This window comes from Hungatella sp. (assembly GCF_046966825.1).
On sequence record NZ_JBKVCZ010000037.1, the window covers coordinates 13164 to 36182 of the forward strand.

General features: G+C 47.9%; 19 protein-coding genes. All 19 read right to left on the reverse strand.

What is annotated here, in order from left to right:
* Positions 1-7: 7 nt before the first annotated feature.
* Positions 8-358, reverse strand: a complete 351-nt coding sequence (locus ACLTD4_RS13565) for a recombinase family protein (protein WP_289580987.1) — start codon at positions 356-358, stop codon at positions 8-10.
* A gap of 17 nt (positions 359-375) precedes the next feature.
* Entirely contained in the window at positions 376-753 is a 378-nt protein-coding gene (locus ACLTD4_RS13570) for a type II toxin-antitoxin system PemK/MazF family toxin (protein WP_289580986.1), read from the reverse strand.
* 643 nt (positions 754-1396) lie between these two features.
* The gene (locus tag ACLTD4_RS13575) at positions 1397-1849 is read right to left on the reverse strand and encodes a sigma-70 family RNA polymerase sigma factor (RefSeq protein WP_302818995.1); all 453 of its coding nucleotides are present in this window, start codon (positions 1847-1849) and stop codon (positions 1397-1399) included.
* A gap of 568 nt (positions 1850-2417) precedes the next feature.
* Positions 2418-3728, reverse strand: coding sequence for a GHKL domain-containing protein (locus ACLTD4_RS13580; RefSeq protein WP_302818993.1), 1311 nt, complete (start codon positions 3726-3728; stop codon positions 2418-2420).
* Positions 3709-4443: a LytR/AlgR family response regulator transcription factor gene (locus ACLTD4_RS13585; protein ID WP_302818991.1), complete on the reverse strand. Its 735-nt coding sequence runs from the start codon at positions 4441-4443 to the stop codon at positions 3709-3711. Before ACLTD4_RS13585 ends, ACLTD4_RS13580 begins: the two co-directional genes overlap by 20 nt.
* Positions 4433-4633: a hypothetical protein gene (locus tag ACLTD4_RS13590; RefSeq protein WP_302818989.1), complete on the reverse strand. Its 201-nt coding sequence runs from the start codon at positions 4631-4633 to the stop codon at positions 4433-4435. Before ACLTD4_RS13590 ends, ACLTD4_RS13585 begins: the two co-directional genes overlap by 11 nt.
* A 120-nt stretch (positions 4634-4753) precedes the next feature.
* Complete coding sequence (locus ACLTD4_RS13595) at positions 4754-5083, reverse strand: hypothetical protein (RefSeq protein WP_320995756.1); 330 nt, start codon at positions 5081-5083, stop codon at positions 4754-4756.
* A 205-nt stretch (positions 5084-5288) separates the two neighbouring features.
* Entirely contained in the window at positions 5289-6059 is a 771-nt protein-coding gene (locus ACLTD4_RS13600) for a hypothetical protein (protein ID WP_302818987.1), read from the reverse strand.
* An 18-nt stretch (positions 6060-6077) separates the two neighbouring features.
* The gene (locus tag ACLTD4_RS13605) at positions 6078-6773 is read right to left on the reverse strand and encodes a hypothetical protein (RefSeq protein ID WP_302818985.1); all 696 of its coding nucleotides are present in this window, start codon (positions 6771-6773) and stop codon (positions 6078-6080) included.
* Positions 6770-8056, reverse strand: coding sequence for a hypothetical protein (locus tag ACLTD4_RS13610; protein WP_302818984.1), 1287 nt, complete (start codon positions 8054-8056; stop codon positions 6770-6772). The genes ACLTD4_RS13605 and ACLTD4_RS13610 overlap by 4 nt, the downstream gene beginning before the upstream one ends.
* A 42-nt stretch (positions 8057-8098) precedes the next feature.
* Complete coding sequence (locus tag ACLTD4_RS13615) at positions 8099-8314, reverse strand: hypothetical protein (RefSeq protein ID WP_302818983.1); 216 nt, start codon at positions 8312-8314, stop codon at positions 8099-8101.
* Between the two features lie 183 nt (positions 8315-8497).
* Positions 8498-8887: a hypothetical protein gene (locus ACLTD4_RS13620; protein WP_302818981.1), complete on the reverse strand. Its 390-nt coding sequence runs from the start codon at positions 8885-8887 to the stop codon at positions 8498-8500.
* The gene (locus ACLTD4_RS13625; RefSeq protein ID WP_302818980.1) at positions 8884-11097 is read right to left on the reverse strand and encodes an RHS repeat domain-containing protein; all 2214 of its coding nucleotides are present in this window, start codon (positions 11095-11097) and stop codon (positions 8884-8886) included. The genes ACLTD4_RS13620 and ACLTD4_RS13625 overlap by 4 nt, the downstream gene beginning before the upstream one ends.
* Positions 11098-11313: 216 nt before the next feature.
* Positions 11314-11715 (reverse strand): hypothetical protein, encoded by a 402-nt coding sequence (locus tag ACLTD4_RS13630; RefSeq protein WP_302818978.1) that lies wholly within the window; start codon positions 11713-11715, stop codon positions 11314-11316.
* Position 11716: 1 nt separating this feature from the next.
* Positions 11717-19060, reverse strand: coding sequence for an RHS repeat-associated core domain-containing protein (locus ACLTD4_RS13635; RefSeq protein ID WP_302818977.1), 7344 nt, complete (start codon positions 19058-19060; stop codon positions 11717-11719).
* 30 nt (positions 19061-19090) lie between these two features.
* Positions 19091-19987, reverse strand: coding sequence for a DUF4280 domain-containing protein (locus ACLTD4_RS13640; RefSeq protein WP_302818976.1), 897 nt, complete (start codon positions 19985-19987; stop codon positions 19091-19093).
* A 12-nt stretch (positions 19988-19999) separates the two neighbouring features.
* Positions 20000-20530 (reverse strand): imm11 family protein, encoded by a 531-nt coding sequence (locus ACLTD4_RS13645; RefSeq protein ID WP_302818974.1) that lies wholly within the window; start codon positions 20528-20530, stop codon positions 20000-20002.
* A gap of 1 nt (position 20531) precedes the next feature.
* Positions 20532-21575, reverse strand: coding sequence for a pentapeptide repeat-containing protein (locus ACLTD4_RS13650; protein WP_302818973.1), 1044 nt, complete (start codon positions 21573-21575; stop codon positions 20532-20534).
* Between the two features lie 13 nt (positions 21576-21588).
* Complete coding sequence (locus tag ACLTD4_RS13655) at positions 21589-23013, reverse strand: contractile injection system protein, VgrG/Pvc8 family (protein ID WP_302818972.1); 1425 nt, start codon at positions 23011-23013, stop codon at positions 21589-21591.
* Between the last annotated feature and the right edge of the window lie 6 nt (positions 23014-23019).

A 23019-nucleotide genomic window follows, 5' to 3' on the forward strand; every position in this document is an offset into this window, starting at 1 on the left:
TTTCCTCTTAAAACATTGACAGGTTATACCGGCCTTCTGTCGGAGAATAGATTTCCAGACCATAGCCGCTGGCCAATGCCTGAAGCTGCGCCAGTTGTAAGGATGAATGCGAAAGACTGTTCCTGCTTGCTATGAGCAAAGCATCTACCCGGTCATTCTTCACCGCTTCTACGAAGTGCTGGAATCCTTTTCTGTCCCAAAGAGGCTTTGTTCCCACATCACTGGAACTTCCGGCTGTTTCAAAGCACATCTGCTCCGCATAATCCATAAGGCTTTTAAACTGTTCTTTCAAAGCGCCGTGTGTATCCTCCGGCGCATCTATGGAACAATAGATCCATGCACGTTTTCCTTTTCCCATTTCTGTCCTCCTTGCGGCTATATGTCTGAATCGCTGTACTGCTCCAGTATGCCGTCCAGCCCGAAGCTGACCGCGATGGCCTTGTCCACATACTGCATGGTGGCTGCATTCAACCGGCCTATGTATTCCTTCAGCCGGGCGCGGTCAATGGTCCGCACCTGTTCCAGCAGAACCATCGAATTCTGGTGCAGTCCCTGAAAGCTGCCCTCCAGCTTGATGTGGGTAGGGAGCTGGTGCTTGCCGGATCTGCTGGTGATCGCCGCGGCAATCACGGTCGGGCTGAATCGGTTCCCCATATCATTCTGGATAATCAGCACAGGGCGCACACCGCCCTGCTCGGAGCCGATGACCGGCGTCAGATCCGCATAGAAAATATCGCCTTTTTTAATGTGCATTATAAAATCCTCCTTCCTGTTTATTTCATGACACAAGGACGGCGGCAGCCTCCATCGGCCGCGAACACCAGAAGGCAAGACAGCTTTTCTCGGCTGCCACCGTAGTTTCTATCATGAAATCAAATCATTTGTTCTTCGTTTTCTCCTGCTCCTATTCGACACTACTTCCCGGAGCAGAGCGCCCTTGTGCGCTCTATGGGCAGCAGACACAGACCGGCCTCTGGTTCACGTCACTTAAGGTGTGGCGCAGGCCGTCATGGGATTCTCACCCCTCCGGGGATCTCCCGGAGCCGCCCTCATTGCGTGTTCCCGCGTCTGCGGGGCTGTGACTGGACGGAAGTATCATGGTAGGCTGTTCAGGTCATTGCGGGGCGGCTTACCATAGGCCGCATTTGGACGGACAGTTCTCGCTCGGCACCTTTGATGCTATCTTATTGACAGGCTCTCTGACTGCCTGCAGGTGGTCTTGGCGTGTTCTCCTTGCCGCTTTTCCCTTTCGGGCTGAACAGCTAACGTATCTGAGCTGCTGGATATGACTGCCGTGGAAGCAGTGTTTTTCAAGGAACAGCAGGGAGAAATATTTTCCCCCTCACTTACTTCCACGTTGGCAGAGAGGTTTGAGAACCAAAAACGCAAAAGTTTTTTATATTTTTTTCAGCAGCTCACGCAGATGCTTTAATATCCGCTGTTTGCGTTTATTGATTCCTCTCTGCGACAGTCCATATTCCACTGCCAGATCACGCTCCGTGCGTTCCTCAAAGAATAGCTGTTCAATTAGGTCACGCTCATCATCAGTGAGAAGGGATAAGGCTTTATGTAGCTGCTGGGACTGGATGTTGCGGATTGCGGTTTCTTCCATGCTGTCGGTGGTTTCCACAAAATATACATCCTGCTCCAGCAGCCGTTCATAGGAGTCCTCACGGCTGGGGATAAAGGTGACAGTTTGTCCATCCTGATCCACAATGGCCTGTTCCGCCTTGAGGTCGTACTCCTGGTACTGCATTTTTCTTTCTGTAGTTTTCAGCACAGCGATGACTTCCTCGCTGGCCTCCGGGTACAGTTTCCTGTAATCCGGGATTCGATATGGCTTTGCCATAGGCTTGTCCTCCTTCATTTTCGTTTGGGTTGAAAACGAAGGACAAGCGGCGGGGAATGCCCCGCATGCAGGATCTGGTATCTAAAAGCGCCCGCAGAAAAAATGCAGGCGCTTTTTACACTCATGAATCTATTTTTTTTACAGTCGGACGGAATTTGAAGCAAAGAAAAAAATGCCGCAATCTCTTTCATGGGGATTACGACATTTTTTTGTTGGTTATGTTGTCTTCGGGATGTCTCCATCCTTCTTTTTCGCAACGCTATGGTCTCCTGCTGATTGGTTGGTTTGCGGCAAAATAATGCGCTCGCAGATTCCAATCATCAGCAGGTCTCTTTTGTATTGGCATTTGGAATGGCGGCGCATGGAAGTAGCCGGATGCAAAAATGCCGGGCATCCAGTCCCGGCATCCATATGTCTCTTATGCAGTATATTCCTTTTGCCAAACCAGCTCCTTTTCACAGTTTTTCGCTGGCCTGAAAATATAGGCTGTCGGTTTGATTGTATTATACACAGCCGACAAAAAAAGGCAATTACTCTATCATAATCAGTCAAATTACGACGTAAAAACCTAAACGTTCATCTTTAAAACGATTATTTGGAAGAAATAGTGCGGTTCTTCCCAGTAGGTGTACTCTCCCTGATATGTTTCTATAATTCTATGAATGCTTGCCATTCCGAACCCATGGAGTTCCGGGTCCTTCTTTTGGCTTTGCAAGCCTCGATTCTTCTCCAATACGGAACCCGCGGTACTGTTTGTCAGTCCAATCTCTATCTCATCTCCTTCCCGTCTGATGATGAGCTCCACTTCCTTGTTTCCCTCTTTCTTCTCCGCTGCCTCCACCGCATTGGACAACAGGTTGTTCAGCAGGTTTCCCATGTCCATACTGTCCATGTCGTCTATATGCCCCAGCACCACATAGCGGAATCCAATCCCCTTCTCACTGCATTCCGGCACCGCCTTCATCAGCATCGCATTCACTCCCTCATTCCCCGTGTCCTGGGGAAGCTCCGGATATTTTCCCAGCTCTGCATCCATCTCCTTTATATAGCCCAACAATTCCCCGTACCTCCCTTTTTCCGCCAGACGGCACAGCACATCCAGCTTTCCGTTCATATCATGGCGCAGGTGGTTCACTTCTCTCCCGATACGGAACAGGTTGAGAACCTGTTCCTCCTGCTCCCTCCATCTTTCTTTCCGGTACTCCACTTCCTGCTTTTCCCTGTAATATCTGCTCATTTGATGGTAAGCCCTCCCCAGCAGCAGAACCAGGCCGATGAACCCGCCTAAAAGGCACAGGGAAAGATAGTGCCTCCCCCTCTGGTTCAGACCGCAGTCCTCCAGGCCGAACATCCCCAATACCATGACGAACAGCAGAAGGAAGGTTCCCGCCATAATCCCATCCTCTACCTGGCCGGCATTGTCCTTCCTTCGGTACAGCGCAAGAACCACCCGTCCCATGGCAAATTTAAGCACCAGCGCCGCCAGCGCCGAATAGGTCCAAATGATTCCTCCGCTGGCTGGAAGCTCCTTCAGATGCCTCCCGGTCATGATGCCCATGATGGCAAACACCATATACGCATTGATGATTATGATCAGTACCCATGCCATCCCCAGTAACACAATCACATGGGGTCTGTCTTTCAGGGCTGCAAGACCGTAGAGAACCAGAACCGCCGCATAACAAAGCCCCAGTATGCCCTCGAATACAATGTAATGGTTCAGGACGCTCACCACAAGGAAATAAGACGCACTGCCTGCCGCAAACAACAGCCAGCGCCTGGTTCCCTTATAACGTTTTTTGAATCCATGTTCCATATACTCTACTGCTATGACTGCCGACAGGGCGTTGATCAGGCAGTTAACCATGTTTTCTGCCATATCGGCTCATCCCTTCCAGCACTGCCTTCCTCCGCTCCCTTCCCATATCCAGCTCGGTTCCATCTTTCAGCATGACGCACTTCTGCCCAACTTCACCAATATATTTCATGTTCACCAGATAGTTCTTATGTATCCGGATGAATCCATGCTTGCCCAGTTCTTCCTCCTCCGCTTTCAGACTCCCGTATTTCTCGTATTGGCTGCCGCTTCCGGTCCTGATGGTCATGGTATGGCCGCTGCACTCAATGTAGTGTATATCGGCAATCCGAATCTCCCTGCAGCCATACCCTTCCTTGATCCGATACTTTCCCTCCATATGCACCGTCAGCATAAAATACTTTCGTAGAGCCTGAGCCATGTCATGCTGCATCCGATTCTTTCTTACGAACCACAGGGGCGTATATTCAAAGGACGGGTACACCAGACTCTCATGGCTGGACACAAAGACAATCCTGGTCTCCGGGCTGGTTATATGAAGCTTTTCTGCCAAATCAAACCCATGCCACTCCGGCATCTCCAGGTCAATGAGCACCAGATCAAACCTGCGGCTTACGACCTCCGTGAACAATTCCTGCCCATTGTGATACAGACATATCTCCCGCCGGATTCTGATTTCCATCTCCGACAGACAATTTATAACCCCTTCTTCCATGCGCTTTAAGTCATCCTTGTCATCGTCGCAGATTCCTACCGTCAGAATCTTTTCACCCATCATTCCTTGTCTCCTCATCATTCCTTCCTGCAAGGTCGCTCTCCATTCCGTTCTTGCAGCATTGAAGCACGACCTGATTGAATGAAATATTTTCCCGTTCTTTGACCTCCTGCAGCCAATCAATTAGCTGCTGGGTAAAGCGTATGGTGACAGGTATGTTGGGATTCAGCAATGTTTTATCTATATGGAACATAGATACACCTCCTTGGTATTTATCATAAGTATATCTATATTCGAAACTTTTGTATATAACCGTAAATATAACTGTTTTTGGTTATATTTATATAACCAAAAAAAACACAACTACAAGCTTTTATAATATTACGTTTCGGATAATTTTTAATATGCCTTTCTTTCTGGATTGTCCAATTCCTCTGACTTTATCAAATTCCTCATCCTTCCACTGGCTTAAGTCCTCCAGATAATAAGCGTTCCTGCTGTGGAATTCATCTATGACATGCTCCGGCAGATTGACATAATCCTCAATGCTGTGAAGGGCTTTGTAGGGCATAACCGTATCCAACCGTACAGCCTCCCTTGTTCCGTCCTTCAGTACAATAAAAAGTTTCCCCTTTTCCCTCACGGCATAACCAATTACGGTCCTGCCCGTATCTTCCGTCATCCCACTGTGAAGCAATACCATTTTATATCCCTCATTTCTATATCGGCTCATCTGTATTAAATTCTTCAACTCCGGACCAGGTTGTTATATATTGCCTGCCTTGTAAATGGTTATCCAGTATAGCCCACATTGAATGTCTGCGGGTTAGGTGAGGATGATTTTTCGAGAATGCGGACGCAAAAACGCAGGCGCAGAGGGGCACTCATGCTTCCCTGCATGGAAAGGTTCATATCATCAAAATGCTCCGCCCTCTTTCATGCTCCCCTTCCCGACTCCAATTTCCGTCATTCCCTTTCAGAATATGCAAAAGACCCTCATACAGCGTTTGATTGTCTGTATTTTTAAGTTGTAAGCCGCGGGCATGAAGGTATTCTTTAATGCAACTCCTTGAAATGCTTCCATCCAATGCAAGTATGTTCATGGAAAAGCTGATGTCGTATGGATTGTTCCGCTCTTTTTGCAGGGCTTCTTTTGCAAACTGTTTTAAAATGCCTGGCTGAAGGCTGGACTCCCCCTTTGCGGCATACGGGACGTGAATGAGATTGATGGTATCATATTCTGTGGAGTAATCTTCAAAATTTTCATACCGGTTTCTGAGCCTTGCTCCCTCCTGTAGGATGAAACGGCACAGTTCCAACTCGCAGGAGGGGTCTGCCTTATCCCTGGACAGTTTAATCCGCCCCATCCCTACAGTCTGATTTGGTTCCTGTATTTCCTCCATAAATTCAATCTTCAGATATCGTTTCTCATTCTCAGGCCAACACTCCAGCAAATAACGTTCATTCATCATATACAGGTTATGGTTATAATATATGATTCCCGGCTCTATCGTCAGCTTGTTGTTATTCCATGAAATACCGCAACCCCTTACGATGCCATTCCCATACCCGGAAAATATGAGTTTCAGATAATTTTTGGGATAATCGCGGAGCTGTTCCAGCATTTCCACCTGCAGGAGATGCTTAATCTGAAAGCTTGGATGTACATATCGAAACATTTTATTTCCCTCCCTAGTCTAGCATAAGGCGATTTCGCCTATCATCATTGTATCCTCCACTCCCAGTATTCCAAAATGGTATTCGTAGAATAGTTCTGCATGAAATGGGATTTCCAGAAAAATGCGAATCAGAAAATTAATTTTTTCTTCAAGCGTCCGCGTTTGTTTCTGTCCGATAAAGATCATTAATTTATGGGGCCGGTCATTGCTGCGGTAAATGATATTGTTGCTAATTAAAGAATGGAACATCTCCGAAAACAAATCCAGCGAACTGCCCGTCTCAAACTGTCTCAAAATGCCGCTTAATACGATTCCCCATTCCTCGCGTGTGTAAAGATCCATGGCAGCTTTGTTCACTGTGCCATAGGCCTGATATTTAAAGTCCTGATGCAGCAGCTTTTTCAAATACTCATTCCGCGTCATCCCTGATAGCTGGTCGTTTTGAGCAAGGGAGTGGAGCAGCAGATTCGTCAGGCTTTGCCGCAGTTCAGGAAAATCTTCTATATCTGGTGAAAATAAATCCTTAAAGATTTCATAAAATCTACAATATGGATTCACCTCGATTTCCATTTCGCTTTCGACTACAGACTGATTCAAGAACGGAAACGACAGCTCCGTATAAGGGCTGTATCGTTCTGCCATTTTAAAGCGGAGCTGTTCCTCCATCAGTCCTTGTTCTTCAGCTTGAACCATTACTTCCCACAGATATTTCATATAAGCCTTCCTCCACACTGATATTCCGGGAAAAGTTCCTGAACCTCTGAAACGATAAAGCTGGCAAGGTCCCTGAGAATCCATTTTTCATTCCCCTTTTGCTTAAACAGGAGGATCAGCCGCTTTTGGGATTCATTGTCCCGAATCTCGTCTTCCATAAAGAAATTCATGGAGTAGGTTTCGAGGGTGCTCAGCCTTTCATCCAGCAGGCAGTCTTCATATTCGATATAATCCTCCAGCCCAAATCCACGGATAAAACGTTCCAACTCACCTCTTGTTTTTATCGGCTGACCAGCCCTTTTCTTGAATCGCTCGGAAAAAGTATCCTTTCGCATATTCTCCATTATGGGGAATTTATTTCGGTCAATCTTACGGTCATTGCCGCTGCGTATCACATAGATATCCCATCTTTTCGCCTTGTTGGTCTCTCCCGTAATGAAAAGCCGATCCCCAGTCTGACGGACATTCTGTACTCCCGCTTCTTCCGAAACCAGATAAGCGTGTTCCTTTCCATATTCCCCTATTGATACCACGTGCTCATAGTTCCGATGATCCTCGCATGCGACGGGAAACCCCACACTTTCCAGCCTCAAACGGCCTATGTTCCATATGGGCACCATGTCATAATGGACATAATCACTATATTCCCCAAAGTCCGTTCTGAGGGACGTGACTTCTGCCAAATCAGGCAGTTCCTCCGGCATCTGAGTTATGCATACATCAATCATCTTGAACAGGTAGGGAGCATTAACCGTTATCCACGGTATCCCGTTTTTCATAAACAGATGATACAGGTGTTCAACCTGATCAAGATACCTCCTGCTTCGTTCCACCGCTACTGTGACCGGATGCTGCCCATCTGCCTCTATGACCGCCTGAAATGTCTGCCCTGATTGGAGAAGCTTATTGATGGTCAGGCTATCGCATTTTAAAAAGACAGAAGCCATGCGAAATCTTCCATCCTGTTCAATCTTCTTACGAATGTCATGAACCGGATAGGCAGATGATTCCAGATCGGACTCCTGCATGGCTGACATCTGGTGGTGGGACTTGTCAAAACACGACCGTTCCACAATGCCCGTGCGTATTAGATATCGGTTAATATCATATGCAAGCTCATCCATAATTCTTCCCTCTAACTGCCGGTACATGGATTCATTTGCTTCATAAAGGGATAGAAATACGCCTTCCATCAGGTCCTTAAAAACAACCCGTTCTTCAAGGCTGCTGATGGACTGAATTTCTCTCTGGATCATCTTTTTCATGGCTTCTGTACTTTGCATAGATTTCCTTTCTCAGCTGATCTCCATTGTTTTATAACTGGTCTAATAACGTGGCGTCATCGGCATAATCACAAAGATAATGAATAATAACAGAATAATGGATATGCCTATAATTATGTAACCCATTCGCCTGGTTTTTTTTATTGCATCCTGTGGCGATTGTCCAGGCCGTAATTTATCCATTTTTACGTTTAAAGGTCCAAAGGCCAAACCACCGCCTGCAAGTAATAAAAAAAGACATGCCAGTATTAATAACATATTTTATTTCCTCCATTTGTAAATTATTTTTGAATAGTTAAGATGTTTCGGGGCTGTCATCCAACTCGCCGTCCACTGTTCTGGCTGACCCACTTTCCTTCTATTGGACGACATGAAATGAAAGAACTCACCCGGCAAAGCCGGGTGATTTGACTACTTTTAATAACCTCTTCAATTAAACATTCAATATGGATAAATCCATATCAAATCATATTTTTGCACAAATGATACATAATCTCCTTTATTTATACCAGTATCATCATCACCAATTTCAATCATTTCAAGCCAATCCTTTGCAAATCGTATATAATATACGTCTTCAATATCTTCGCACATTCCTAAAAACGAAACAAACTCCTCGTTTAGATGAACTGTTGGATGTAATGCTTCTTTACAAGCAATTGAGACTTGATTTTTATTAAGCTCGCCAATACCTAATTCAATCAAATACGCTTTGCCTATAACAGGAAATTCATTAAATTTCCATATTCCTTTTATACTTCCAATTTCTGTAACCCCAGTAACTATTGTTATATCATTACTGTAATCTACTTTACTTACAATCATTCTCATCTTCTTTGTACCCTCTGTAGTTCATTAATTACATAACCATCATACCATGTTTCTTTATGATAATGGAATCTAGCAGTATTCATACTATCCATTTCATGCTCACCAAATCTTATACTTCGTCGCCCATCTGCGGACCATATTCTATCTGCAGATTTAATATTTGTAAATGGATCAATATTTGTTTGATTTGGACCCAAAAAGTCATTCCAATCATCTATGGCATTCTGGGGACGGACTGCTTTTCCTGATTTTATTTCTATTTCAATTCTGTCATATTGACTATTCGATTTTATTTGATTCGCCGGAATTACAGTCCCATCCTCTGTAACATAGAAATCCGTAGGACATATAGTTATATACCCACTGGGATCATAATACATCACCGGATTATTCGCACAGTACGCATACAGGTTCAACCCGTCCCCACGGTAGATATCCTCCTGTAGGAATCTGCCTATCGTAGGATTATAGAACCTCGCACGCAGATAATACTGCCCCATCGCTCCGTCATATATCTGCCCTGTATAGGTAATGCGGTTTCGTATCTCCCCACTTTCTTCCAATACCTGGCCAAATGCATCGTAACGGTAGCTTTTCTTGACATCATGATTTCTATCCAGAATAAACAGGGTACTCTTCGCCTCGTCCTGGATATGATAGCCTCCGCCTTCCCCGTTATATTCCGAGTAAACCACATCATATCCTCTGGCGTACCGGCCTACTGTGTCCCCGCCCGTTTCTGCCGTCAGTTCCCCCCGATCATACAGATAAAAGGCTGTCTTTCCACTTTTTTCCGTTTCATACCGAAGGCCCTCCCCGTCATAGCGGTTGATCTGTCCAAGGTCATTCGCTGAAACGCCGATCTGCCGGTTCAGGGCATCATAAGCATATTCCTTCCCGTCATGACCTGCTTCCTGCAGCATATTCCCCTGCAGATCATACCGGTAATGGGTTGCATTCCCCCCTTTCTTCATCTGGAGCAGTTGGTTCATGGCATTATAGCTATATAATTCTGTCCCTTCAGCGGTTTCCTTTTTCAGCCTGTTTCCTGCCAGGTCATAGGCATAGGTTTCCTTGCTGCCATTATAATTCGCTTCCAGCAGACGCCCCATATTGTCATAGGCATACTCATTCTGGTAACGCTCCCCGCTCTTTTTCGTGCAGTTCCCGTTCCCGTCATAGGCATAATCATAGTTCAGCAGCAACTCGCCTTCCTGCGTTACCGTCACAAGGCTTGACAGGCTCCCATCCTCCCCATAACGGTACTTTGTCTGGACTCCGTTTCCCAGGCGCAGGGATTCCTTCCGCCCGGACGGGGTGTAGCGGTAGACCGCAAGCGCCTCCCCGCTTTCCATGTCCTCCACCCGCTCCAGACGGTCCAGCAGGTCATAGGCATAGGTGGTACTCTTTCCAGTGAGATCGGTCATGCGGATGACATTCTGGTTCTTATCATAGGCATAATCCAGCAGCCGCTTTCCCGGTGCGCTCTTGCTTTTTAAAAGCCCCGTCCCGGTGTATTCATAGCGGTACGTGATTCCTCCGCCCGTGGCCTCTTTCAGGCTCCCATCAGGATAATACACGTACTGGTTGACCACCGGGTTCCGGCCTTTTTTGTCCTCCGCCCGCTGGTACACCATCTGGTTGTCCATGTTGTACAGGGTGCGCTCCACGTTTCCGTTCCGGTCCACATGGGTTTCCTGGCGGCCTTCCTCATCATAGTAGAAATACTCGCTGTTTCCCTCCTGGTCGGTGATCTCGCTCACCTGCCCCTGGCTGTTGTAACGGTAGGTGATGGTTCCTCCATTGGCATCCGTGGTGCTGGTGATGTTGCCGGCATAATCGTATGCATACCGCTCCACGCCGCCCTCCGGCGTGTGGATTTCCACGATGCGGCCCCACTCATCCAGCAGAAACTCCGTCCGGTTCCCGTTTCCGTCCTGTACCCCGGTGATGTTCCCTCTGGCGTCATAGGTGTATGACTGGGCCGGGCGGCCTTCCCGAAGATAATCCGAACCGGTATGGATCTCCAGCGGCTTCCCCTGGAGGTTGCAGACATACTCTGCCCGGCTCTTTCCCCCGTCGGCAGACCCTATCAGGTTCCCCGCAGGATCGTACTCATTCTCCTGCTCTGTCTGCCCCAGGGCGTTTATGACCGCCGTCACCTTTCCCATGTGGTTATATTGGTAACAGGTACCGGGGCCGTCGTCCAACTCGTAAGGCTGCCTTTTTCGTCATAGAAAAGCAGGGATTCCCCTCCGGCCGCGGACTGCTTATGGACAAGAGTAGCGGCTGTCATTACCTCGCTAGGTTCGGAGAGGACTGGATAGCAACAACATGCAACCAGCGCCCCCACAGAAACTGAAGGGCGGGCGGCGAATATGCAATCTTTACCGAGCTTTAGTCCATTTGTTCTACTAACTTCAATTTTACATCTCGTTTATATATTCTTCTTCTAAATCTTGTAAAAATGATTGTAAATCTGGCCATACTGCTCCATCTATCTTATTTCCTGATTCATGATCCCAATAAGTAAAACTCAATCCCTCTTCATCAGGTGAATATGAGCAAAGCCAAAAGGAAAAGTAATTATCTTGTCCAAAAACAAACCAATCAGGGCTAAACGGATTGTTTTTAGACTGCTCCCAAGCGATGCTGGGTTTGAAAATTCGGCCAAAGGGTAATTCTGCCTCTGAGATATCTTTGTAGAAGTCTTTTAACGCAATCGGTATTATTTCTAAGTCAATATACTCAGTATCCGATTGAATTATAGAAACGCTACTATAACGATTTTTTAAATCCATTAAATAATCAAGTATATTTTTATTCATATCAAAACTCCTCTGGATAGTTTGGATTTAACGGGAAACCTGATGTGTCATTTTGCCAGTTTCCACCATGCCATCTATTAAAATGTTCATTGATTGTTGCAGGATAAATGAAAATTCCATCATCCGCCATCTGCGGGTAATCTAATGCATTATATGTGTGATGACCTTCTATTGTCTCACCATCGTATGTTGGTCTTTTCCCGTTTATGATATCACTAACCTGTTGTTCTGTCCAGTTTCTAGTTCCACTTTCGCCAGACTTCAAGCGCTTTTTCTCTTGACTCCAAAATCTATCCACACCACGTTGTCTTCTATTATTAAATCGTCTATCCCAATCCCAATGGTTATATTCATCTTGCGTTGCAGTCCTATTTTTTATTTTGTTATTTAGTTCCCGCTTTTGCTTGGGAGTTAAGGGCTTATAAGGTGTCTCCATCATTTCAGGGTCGCCATTTCCAGTAGCTAATTTTGGAATAGGACACATCTCTATATACCCACTAGGATCATAATACATCACCGGGTTATTGGCACAGTACGCATACAGATTCAGTCCACCCCCTCGGTAGACATCCTCCTGCAAGAATCTTCCTATCGTAGGATTATAGAACCTGGCACGTAAATAATATTGCCCCATCGCTCCATCATACATCTGCCCTGTATAAGTGATGCGATTTTGTATTTCGCCACTTTCTTCCAATACCTGGCCAAATGCATTGTAACGGTAGCTTTTCTTGACATCATGATTTCTATCCAGAATAAACAGGGTACTCTTCGCCTCGTCCTGGATATGATAGCCTCCGCCTTCCCCGTTATATTCCGAGTAAACCACATCATATCCTCTGGCGTACCGGCCTACTGTGTCCCCGCCCGTTTCTGCCGTCAGTTCCCCCCGATCATACAGATAAAAGGCTGTCTTTCCACTTTTTTCCGTTTCATACCGAAGGCCCTCCCCGTCATAGCGGTTGATCTGTCCAAGGTCATTCGCTGAAACGCCGATCTGCCGGTTCAGGGCATCATAAGCATATTCCTTCCCGTCATGACCTGCTTCCTGCAGCATATTCCCCTGCAGATCATACCGGTAATGGGTTGCATTCCCCCCTTTCTTCATCTGGAGCAGTTGGTTCATGGCATTATAGCTATATAATTCTGTCCCTTCAGCGGTTTCCTTTTTCAGCCTGTTTCCTGCCAGGTCATAGGCATAGGTTTCCTTGCTGCCATTATAATTCGCTTCCAGCAGACGCCCCATATTGTCATAGGCATACTCATTCTGGTAACGCTCCCCGCTCTTTTTCGTGCAGTTCCCGTTCCCGTCATAGGCATAATCATAGTTCAGCAGCAACTCGCCTTCCTGCGTTACCGTCACAAGGCTTGACAGGCTCCCATCCTCCCCATAACGGTACTTTGTCTGGACTCCGTTTCCCAGGCGCAGGGATTCCTTCCGCCCGGACGGGGTGTAGCGGTAGACCGCAAGCGCCTCCCCGCTTTCCATGTCCTCCACCCGCTCCAGACGGTCCAGCAGGTCATAGGCATAGGTGGTACTCTTTCCAGTGAGATCGGTCATGCGGATGACATTCTGGTTCTTATCATAGGCATAATCCAGCAGCCGCTTTCCCGGTGCGCTCTTGCTTTTTAAAAGCCCCGTCCCGGTGTATTCATAGCGGTACGTGATTCCTCCGCCCGTGGCCTCTTTCAGGCTCCCATCAGGATAATACACGTACTGGTTGACCACCGGGTTCCGGCCTTTTTTGTCCTCCGCCCGCTGGTACACCATCTGGTTGTCCATGTTGTACAGGGTGCGCTCCACGTTTCCGTTCCGGTCCACATGGGTTTCCTGGCGGCCTTCCTCATCATAGTAGAAATACTCGCTGTTTCCCTCCTGGTCGGTGATCTCGCTCACCTGCCCCTGGCTGTTGTAACGGTAGGTGATGGTTCCTCCATTGGCATCCGTGGTGCTGGTGATGTTGCCGGCATAATCGTATGCATACCGCTCCACGCCGCCCTCCGGCGTGTGGATTTCCACGATGCGGCCCCACTCATCCAGCAGAAACTCCGTCCGGTTCCCGTTTCCGTCCTGTACCCCGGTGATGTTCCCTCTGGCGTCATAGGTGTATGACTGGGCCGGGCGGCCTTCCCGAAGATAATCCGAACCGGTATGGATCTCCAGCGGCTTCCCCTGGAGGTTGCAGACATACTCTGCCCGGCTCTTTCCCCCGTCGGCAGACCCTATCAGGTTCCCCGCAGGATCGTACTCATTCTCCTGCTCTGTCTGCCCCAGGGCGTTTATGACCGCCGTCACCTTTCCCATGTGATTATATTGGTAACAGGTACCAGGACCATCGTCCAACACGCTGTCATACTGCTCCGGCCTGACCAGCTTTCTCACCCGGCCGTTGCCGTCATAGAAGATACGGGCAGTTCCCCCTTCCTCGTCCACATAATGGGTCAGGTTGTCCCTCCTGTCATACCGGTAGGAACGAATCCTGGGCTGTTCCAGACTGTCGTCCCGCCGCCCAATCAGGTTGTCCGCCCGGTCGTAGGCGTAGGAAAGCCTCCTTTTTATGCCGCTTTCCCGGTCGGTTTCGGTCAGCCCCACCATACGGTCAATTTTATCATAAACAGCTTCTTTTTGGTAGCCTTTCGGCGTGATTACCTGGGTGCAGTTGCCATTTTTGTCGTACTGGTAGCGGGTTATCGACCACACACTTCCTGCCTTCTTTCCAGGCTGCAGGAACCGGTTTTCCAGTTCCTCCTTCTTCTCCGTCAGGCGTCCCGCCCGGTCATAGCAGTAGCGTATGACTTTCCTTGTGTCCTTGTTGATCTGGAAGCTCTCACAGGTTTTCTGGTTCAGGCAGTCATATTGGTATTCGGCCCTTGCACCTGAACCGTCCTCCACCTTGATCAGCCGGTTCAACTTGTCATACGTGTAGCGCAGATGCCCCCAGCGGCCAGGCTCCCCGCCAAGGGCCACCTGTTCAATCCCCTGGTGTTCCGCCGTGCGGTTTGAGTTCCGGTCGTATTCATAGCGGGTCACTCGGTACAACACCGCCCCATCCCGTTTTTCCACCGGCTCCTGCTTCTGTATCAGGTTTCCAAGCAGATCGTAGGAACTGTACGTCGTGTTTCCAAGGGCATCTATTTCTTCCACCGCATTGCCGGCCAGGTCATACTTTATCCTTCTGCTTACGTTCCCCGACGGGTCCTTCATGCAGGTAAGCCGGCCCAGCCCATCGTACTCATAGGTCTCCCCCGGCCCATCGTCCCGCTCCAGGCTGTAATCCACCGGCTCTACCCGTTTGATCAGGTTGCCGTTTGCATCATAAAAGCGGCGTTCCGTGCTTCCGTCGGGGTAAATTGTCCGCAGGCGGTACCGGTCCCGGTCATACTCATGACGGATACCCTCACCCTGTTCCCGATCCTTTGCATATGCTTCCGGATGGATTTCCCGGAGAATCTTCCCCGCAAGGTCGCGCTCGGTTCGTTTGACGGTTCCCAAAGGGTCCCGCACCTCAATCAGGCGGTTGAAGAAATCATATTTATAAGACCAGCCCTCCCCCGTTTCCGCCAGGTTTGGAGGGACCATGAACTTTAATCTCCCTGCTTTATCATAAAATCTCCTTGTTTCATTCCCCTCCCCGTCTCTGACATACGTCACTAAATCCAGGGAATTATAGGCGAACTCAGCCCGTCCGTAAGCAGTGATGACGGCGGTTCGCCTTCCTGCGCGGTCATACTCGTAGCGTACCTCCTGCCCCATGGGGTCCACCACCCGCATTGGGTTTTCCAGAACAGGGCCATCCAGGATGTACTCATATACCGTCTCGTTCCCTTCTCCGTCTGTTTTTTTTAAAATCCTACCGTATCGGTCACTTTCATACGTTGTACGTGACCATAAGGATTCCTGCATTTTAACTGCCTCTGACACAAGGCTGCCCTTTTCGTCATAGCAAAGCAGGGATTCCCCTCCCGCCGCTGACTGCTTATGGACAAGGTTCCCGTCCGGGTCATATTCATATTTTTCCCACTGTCCGCATGGTTTCTCCTCATACAGAAGCTTTCCGTTTACATCATAGTTCCTTTTCGTCACATTCCCCAGACGGTCTTTTTCATAGATCCGGTTCTGCCATTGGTCGTATCCGTACTCAATACAGGTTCCGTCATCAAAATAGCTATGGGTGATCAGCCCATCTTCGTTGTAACAGTACCGTTCCGTCCGGTCAAATGCCTCAATGCATACCAGGCTCTCCCTTTTATGCGGCCTGTATTCCACCGTGCTCCTGCTTCCGTCCGGATAGCGCTGGACTGTTACCCGTCCCTCGCTGTCATACTCATTGGTGATATAGGAATTGCCCTTGGGGTCGACAACCCTGGTGATGTTGGCATTCCGGTCATAGGCATAGGTGGTGATCCCCTTGTCCACATGGCGGACATCCGTCATGCAGCATTCCCTGTATTTGTACTGGACGAGACGACCCGTCTCGTCCCGAAGCTCCGCCACTCTGCCGTCTTCATAGGCAATCCCAATTTCATGCCCGCTGAATGTGATGATTTTTTCTGCCAGAATTCCGTTGTATCTAATTTCCATCCGGTTCCCAATACGGTCCGTGACGGAGAGGAGCTGGCCTTGTAAGCCGTAATGGTACACTTTCCTGCCCTGTGATTCAAGAAGCAGGAAGCCCTCGCCTTCTTCCGCCTCCAGATGGTATGCCCGGCTTCCGCCCTTCTTATTGACGTATCCCTCCTCTGTGAGCAGGAAGCTCTCCGTATGTCCATCCACACAGAAAACATCCGCTTTCTGCTTCTCATCATGGAAGATAATCCTGGATTCGAAGGAAAAACGCCATTTTCGTCCGGCGGTTCCGTAGTATGGTATGACGGAATTATAAAAACGCTGGACTTTAAATACCCCGTCTCCAATATCGTTAAATGCCATATCCGTTTCTGCAAGGAACATTCCGCCTGTGGCCACGTCCACCGGATCAATGGAAAAGATTGCATTGCTGGCCAGATGGGTTCCCAGGGACATCCAGAAATCACCCATGTCAAAGCTCTCTCCGTTTAGCCATCTGGCAAAAGCATCCGTTCCCACGTCCAACGCAGTTTCAACTCCGATGAATCCAAGCGCCCCCCAGGGACTGCCTGTTATCAAATTGTTAAGCGGCCTGTAAAAGTTCGCGGCAGCCCCAACCGGCATCATGAGGGCGCCTCCCACAGCCGTAATGGCTGCACTTCTGGCTCCAATCTTCATATAATCTTCTAAACTCATATCGATATAGCCATCTGCTGCATCCAGAAGGTACGCCTGACCCATCCCCAAACCTGCATTTAGCGCTGCCTGTTTCCCAGTGTTCACCAATGCCTGCTTTAAAAACTGTTTTACGGTCATGGATGCCGCCTTACCCGCGCCCGGAGCCGTCAACAGCAGGAGTGAAGTCGCCATCATGATATTTCCAACCATGGACTGGTAATAAGCATCCCTGTCATTATTAAACATATATTTTAAGACTGGATTTGCAGATTGGGAAAAATCTCCCGTATGCATTTTTGATAAATCCTGTGCCCCTTCAGCCACATTGCTTGTGCCTTCTACCACTGCTACCGTTCCCAGGGTTGCACTGGCTGCCGCCGCATATGGAACCCACAAAGGAGCTGCCGCTCCCCCTGTAACGCCCGTAGCCACTGCAAGGGCTGCACCGGTAATAACCACTCCCGCTACCGCTATCGCCGCTCCAAAGCTAATTTTCCCTTTTGCTTCATTGGCTCTTACCTCCATAACCTCCGCGTTGTGTTCTTCTCTTTGTGCTGCATCCTGCGCCTTTAAGTCCTCATCGGAATAGGTAATTAGGGGCGGATCTTTCTGCTCACCGATGTAGTACGCTTTCTTCTCCGCTTTAATCAATATATTTCCATCCTGGAATAAGGCAATCCCCGTTTCTTCCTTAAGCTTTGGCTCTTCCGCCTCATAATCTTCCAGAATCCCAAGAGTTACCTGTCCCGTTTCCGACTTGATAGTGATTATCTTTGCCGTAACCGTCTTTTCATCTTCCCCCACTACAACGGTTGCTTCCCCAATCTTTGACGACAAATCTGCTCCTATTGCGATATTCTTGCCTTCCAGCTTTAACGTGCCACTCCGCTCAAGGCTGAGAGTGGATGCCATGCCGGCGTCCGACAGGAACGTGATTCCTGATTCTGTAAACAGCATCTCCTTCCCGTCACAGGTCGTAAAGGACTTATCACCAACAGCTTTCTTTCGTCCCGCCTGGGCGCTGCCCAACCGCATGGCATGAACAGCTATAGCATAGGATTCATCCCAGGTTGGAAAGTATATATGAACCATGCTGCCAATTTCCGGGATGCAGTACCAGCTTACCGTCTCTATGGCGTATGTATAGTATACATTATTGCCTGGCTGGTAGCCGGGGTCCAGCTTAAACTGAACCCTGAGCTGGTTTCCGCTTCGCTCTTTAATCAGGGCCGGAAGGCTGAGACCAATGATTGAGCGGTTTCCATAACTTTGTGAATAAAGCCCATCCGCCCTCCCTAATGTGTAAGCATAGAGAATGTCCGAATTATACGCCTGAAGCTGAACTGACACCACCAGACAGGGGACTTGGTTCCAAGTGACCCGTTCCCCCATTTTCCAGCGTTTCCTGCTGATAATCCTCCATTGCAGGTTGTCCTGGGACAAGCCGTCCAGACCTGCATTATATACGTTGTCCTGATACCCTGCGATATTCTGGGCAATCTCATAATCATCTTCTTCCACGCATTCCCCCTCGTCAATCTCTGGAATGCCAAAATAAATCCTTCCTCCTTCTGTGGAAGGGTCTGTCATGATAAACGTGGAAAAATGTGTGGACAGTCTGCACAGAAATTCCCAGTCAGTTTCCTCATATTGCAGAATCAGCCCGCTTATTCTGCGTTCCGTATCAGCCTTGCCCATCCATTCGGCGCCAGGATAGCCCGAAAGGACGGAGTTTATAATATCGCCATATGTGAAATCCAGATTCTGGAAGCTGCGGCTTAACCTGCTGACATCCCACTTTCTGGTATAGGAAACAGCAGTCAACATAAGCATTGCCTGCCCTTTTTCATAGTAAATATCAAGCTCTGACAGATAACCCATAAAGAATGCCGGGACTTCCCTGCCGTTTTCCATAACTCCTGCCTTGATGGTCTGGTTTTCCGCGTTCTGGTTTAAACATTCAGCAGCCTTTTCTTCTTCAATCACTGCCTCCAACGCTATTTCGGCATGGGCATTCAGTGACTCTGAACTGCGGAAATCCACAATGGTAACAACCGGATATGGCAGTTCTATCCATATCGACTGATAAATTATCTTCATTACAATCTCCACCTCCGTATAAAGTCAGCTTTATTCATCCTGCCCATTGACGTATATTTTAATGACGCCGCCCCAGGAACATGCCGCAACCCCCTTTTGGGTCAATGTCGGCTTTCCATCCACTCTGGTATTTTCGTTTTTCTCATCCCAATACTGGGCCGTGATCTTAGGGACGCATTCGCAGATGCACTGAGCCAGCATCTCCTTGCTGGGATCTATTTTCTTTTCCTTCGGCTGAATCCCAAACCACCCCTTTACCGTATCCCAAAAGCTGGGGTTTTCTTCATTATAGGACTCAACCGCCTTTATAGCGGCTTCTTTCATTTTGGGATTTTCCGTGCTGAAGCAGTTTCCAAAACACTGGATATTCGTCAGCGCTGCACAGTCATCTGCAGTCATCTGAGGGTGGCTCCTCAGATAAACGCCATGATCCATGGGCAATACCAGACGGGCCTCCCTGGAACCCATGGAGCAGATCATTCTGGCCCCATGCACCACATAGATGGGGGAATCTCCTGACATCTCGTTAAGCGCGTCTATCTGAGCCTGCTTTTCATCCGCAATCATCATGGCCATTGCCACGTCATGGTTTGCGCGGTTCTCTCCCGCGCCCCTGGCGGCAATCATGCTGCTCCTTTCCTCTGTGGCATTTTCCGCCTTTTTCTGTTCCACTCGATTTGCAAAGTCCTGTTCCCGTGTCGGAGGTCCCTGCACTTCTGATGCTTTTCCTTGTTCTGCCTCCTGTTCCCTGGCAGAGTGAGCGCTTTTCGCCTGTTCCTCCATCAAGTTATTGGCCTGTGCGATATGGTCATCCAAAGTAGCTCCGGAACCCGCTTTTGTAATGTCGCCCGCTTTCTCCGTTACAGTCTTCTCAACCGTCAGGGCATCATTATCCACCCAATGAAAATTCATCGTACTGTCACCCACTGCGCTCCTCCTTTACTGAGTATCCCTTTCGCTCTGTTCCACTGGTACAAGCATGATTCCGTCAAACTTCCTCCGCATGATGGCCTCTGCAGCATCCAGATTGACGATAAACAGCGGCCGTGGAAACAGATTGATTCGAAATATACGGTGCAGCCCCACTTTCGCCGGATCTAATTCCACTTTTTTAGCCCATCCGTTCGGGTAATATTCCGAATCGTCAGACAGGCAGTCCAGCGTCTTGGGGACCATCAGCCAGTATACGGCCTGTCTCTCCTCTTGTACCTGGCTTAAAATAACCCGCTTGTAGATAACGCTGTCCTCAAAAGGCTCAATCAACTGTTTTAAACGGTCCGAAACCAGGAATACGGGACTTTCTATGATGTCTGGATAGATGCTGCTCTTGTTCCCCTCCATAAAAAGAATCGTAATGTCGTCTACCTTTTTTGCATCTTCCTCATCAATTCCCACATATGTATCGCTTTGGGCGTATTTAAAACGAATTCTGTTTTTGATTTCCTTATCTTCTCTAATCGAAAAAAACATTCTATTCCTCCGCCTGGATTCTTATCTGCTGGAACTGGCCCGGTTCTAAACGTAAGAATGGAACACATTCTCTCGAAAACTCCGCGCCCTCCATGATTGACTGGGCGAATGAGACATTCTTTAATTCCGAGCCGCTAAAAACAGTATGCGTCAGGTCGCAGCCCGAAAAAAGGACATCTTCAAGAGCCGAGTCTCTAAAGTTGCAGCCGCTTAGATTACAGCCCCAAAAAATAGTTTTTCTCATTTGGGCTTTTCGCAGGTTGCTGCCATAAAAGGTGCAGCCAGTCAACTGGCACTGCTCAAATACCGTGTTACGGAAGCTCTGATATAAAAAAGCTTTTCCTCCCATTTTTAAGCCGTCAAACAAGATTTCGTCCCAGTTTCCATAAACATAGGCCGTGTCCATTTTCTCAATGTCATTATTCTGATTCACCGCTTCAAACAATTCCTGGTTTCTCTTACGGGTATCCCCTACAAATACAGTGGCGCTTTCCTCCCAATGACCGCCCCACTTTACAAAAAACGGGGTTTCCTTATGAACCGTCTTTACCTGAGCCCGCATATCAAAATCCCACATATAAGGCCGCGCCCCGTCAGCCAGCTGGTGGTTCACTGAATACATTGTTTCCGTAAGCGCCCTGTCGGCATCAGAATGTAAAATCCTTCCCCGGTATTCTCCTGCTATCTGGTATAAATCCTCCTGAAGCCGCACCATGGGACCAGCCATATCATCTGCCCGTATCAGGACACTCACGCCTTTTCTGTCAAGAAAATAATTGCGATCATAGGCAGACACCAAAAAAAACAATTGTCCCAGAGGCATATATGATCTGAGCAGAGAGACCTGAAAATACCGTATGGATGGCAGTGCTTCATTCCGCTGCTTTTCTGTTGTTGTATAGCACAACTCATCAAGCCCTTGCAGAATCCGTCCATAAAGTTCATCCGGTTTGCTCATTAATTCGCCTTGCATTTTTTCTTTTGCCGTCTGGGTAATTCCGACGATTTTTTCATGGAACTCCTGAAGCGCTGATGCTCTGTCCATAAATCCTCCCGCACTAATTGCTGTATACTTTAGTTCCCTTGATTATGACATTTCCTGATTTGTAAACATTTATATGTGATAATCCGTTTTTTAGCGTGACCAGATTCTGTGCGGCAATTGTCACATTATTTTTTGCCATAATTGAAACTTCTTCTGCCGCAACCTCAACTTTTTGGGCCCCGTACAGCAATAGCTTCCCATCCTTGCCGAGAAAAACCGTTGCCTGCCCATTGTCCGCATTGATGATGATGCCTTCCTCCGCAAATTTGATAACTTTTTGGTGCACAGTAGCCAAATACTTCACATTGGGATCTCCCATAGGGTCGTTATTATCCCCAGCGGCAGGTTTATGCCCGCTGATTGCACTGACTGCATACGCCTCCCCTTCCTCTTTTGTGGGAAAATATACCCGAACGCCGTCACCTTTTTCCGGCATACAATACCATCCGCTGCCATCCGGTGAGGCGGACATAGTGGAGTATGGAAACCAGTAGGCCGCACGCCCCGGTCCGTCAATATCTAAATCTACCATCACTCTGTCTCTTGAAACTTCCACTACCTTTCCGGATACAGAGCTGCCCACAAGCATTGTGTTATATGCCTTTAACGACCGAAAGCCCTCCTTTAATTTCAATAAATAAAGGTTATGCAGCACCCCATCATTCAGAGTATGCCATGCCTGCTCTATAAACAGCTGCTTTCCATCTAATTCCACCTGGGTTCCAATGGCAAACACCCTTGGGTTCTCCACTTCAAACACAATATATTCAATTTCATTGGCATCCGGCCAGCCATTTTTCTTCATCAGCTCATAGCTTTCTATTGACTTTCTGACTGTATACTGGAAGGCTGATATTTTATGGCTTTCCCCCCTGTCTGCTACTCCTGCAAAGATGGCTATCCCATCCATGCATATGTCTGATATAAGAACCGCTCCATATCTGGATACAAGCCGTTTCAAAAATTCCCAATCTGTTTCCTGATATTGTACCAGAAGGCTCCCAATCGGCTCATCGGGTATCTGAATGAGGACATCCGCTCCCTCATATCCTGCTATGATTTCTCCGATTAGCCTGTGAGTCGTCATGGTCACATCCTGAAAGGATCTTGATTTCCGTTCAACCGCCATCAAGCAGGTACTGCCCTTTGCAGACAGCTGCATATAATATACATTTCCGCTCTTGCTGATGTTTATGTTCGTTACCAGACCTTTAAATAAAATTTCTTCTTTACCCGGGCCATTCCTGTCAGAAAGGGTGACCGGCATTAAATTTTTTACTAAATAGATATACTGGTCTCCAATTTCTTCACTGAGTATTGCCGTCACTTCCAGTGTCCCATGCTCATTCACGCTTTTTGACAAGGACAAGGCCACAATATGTTCCACCTTGAAAGGCGCCAGCCGTAAATTCTCATATGTTACCGTATAATCTTCCATGTAATT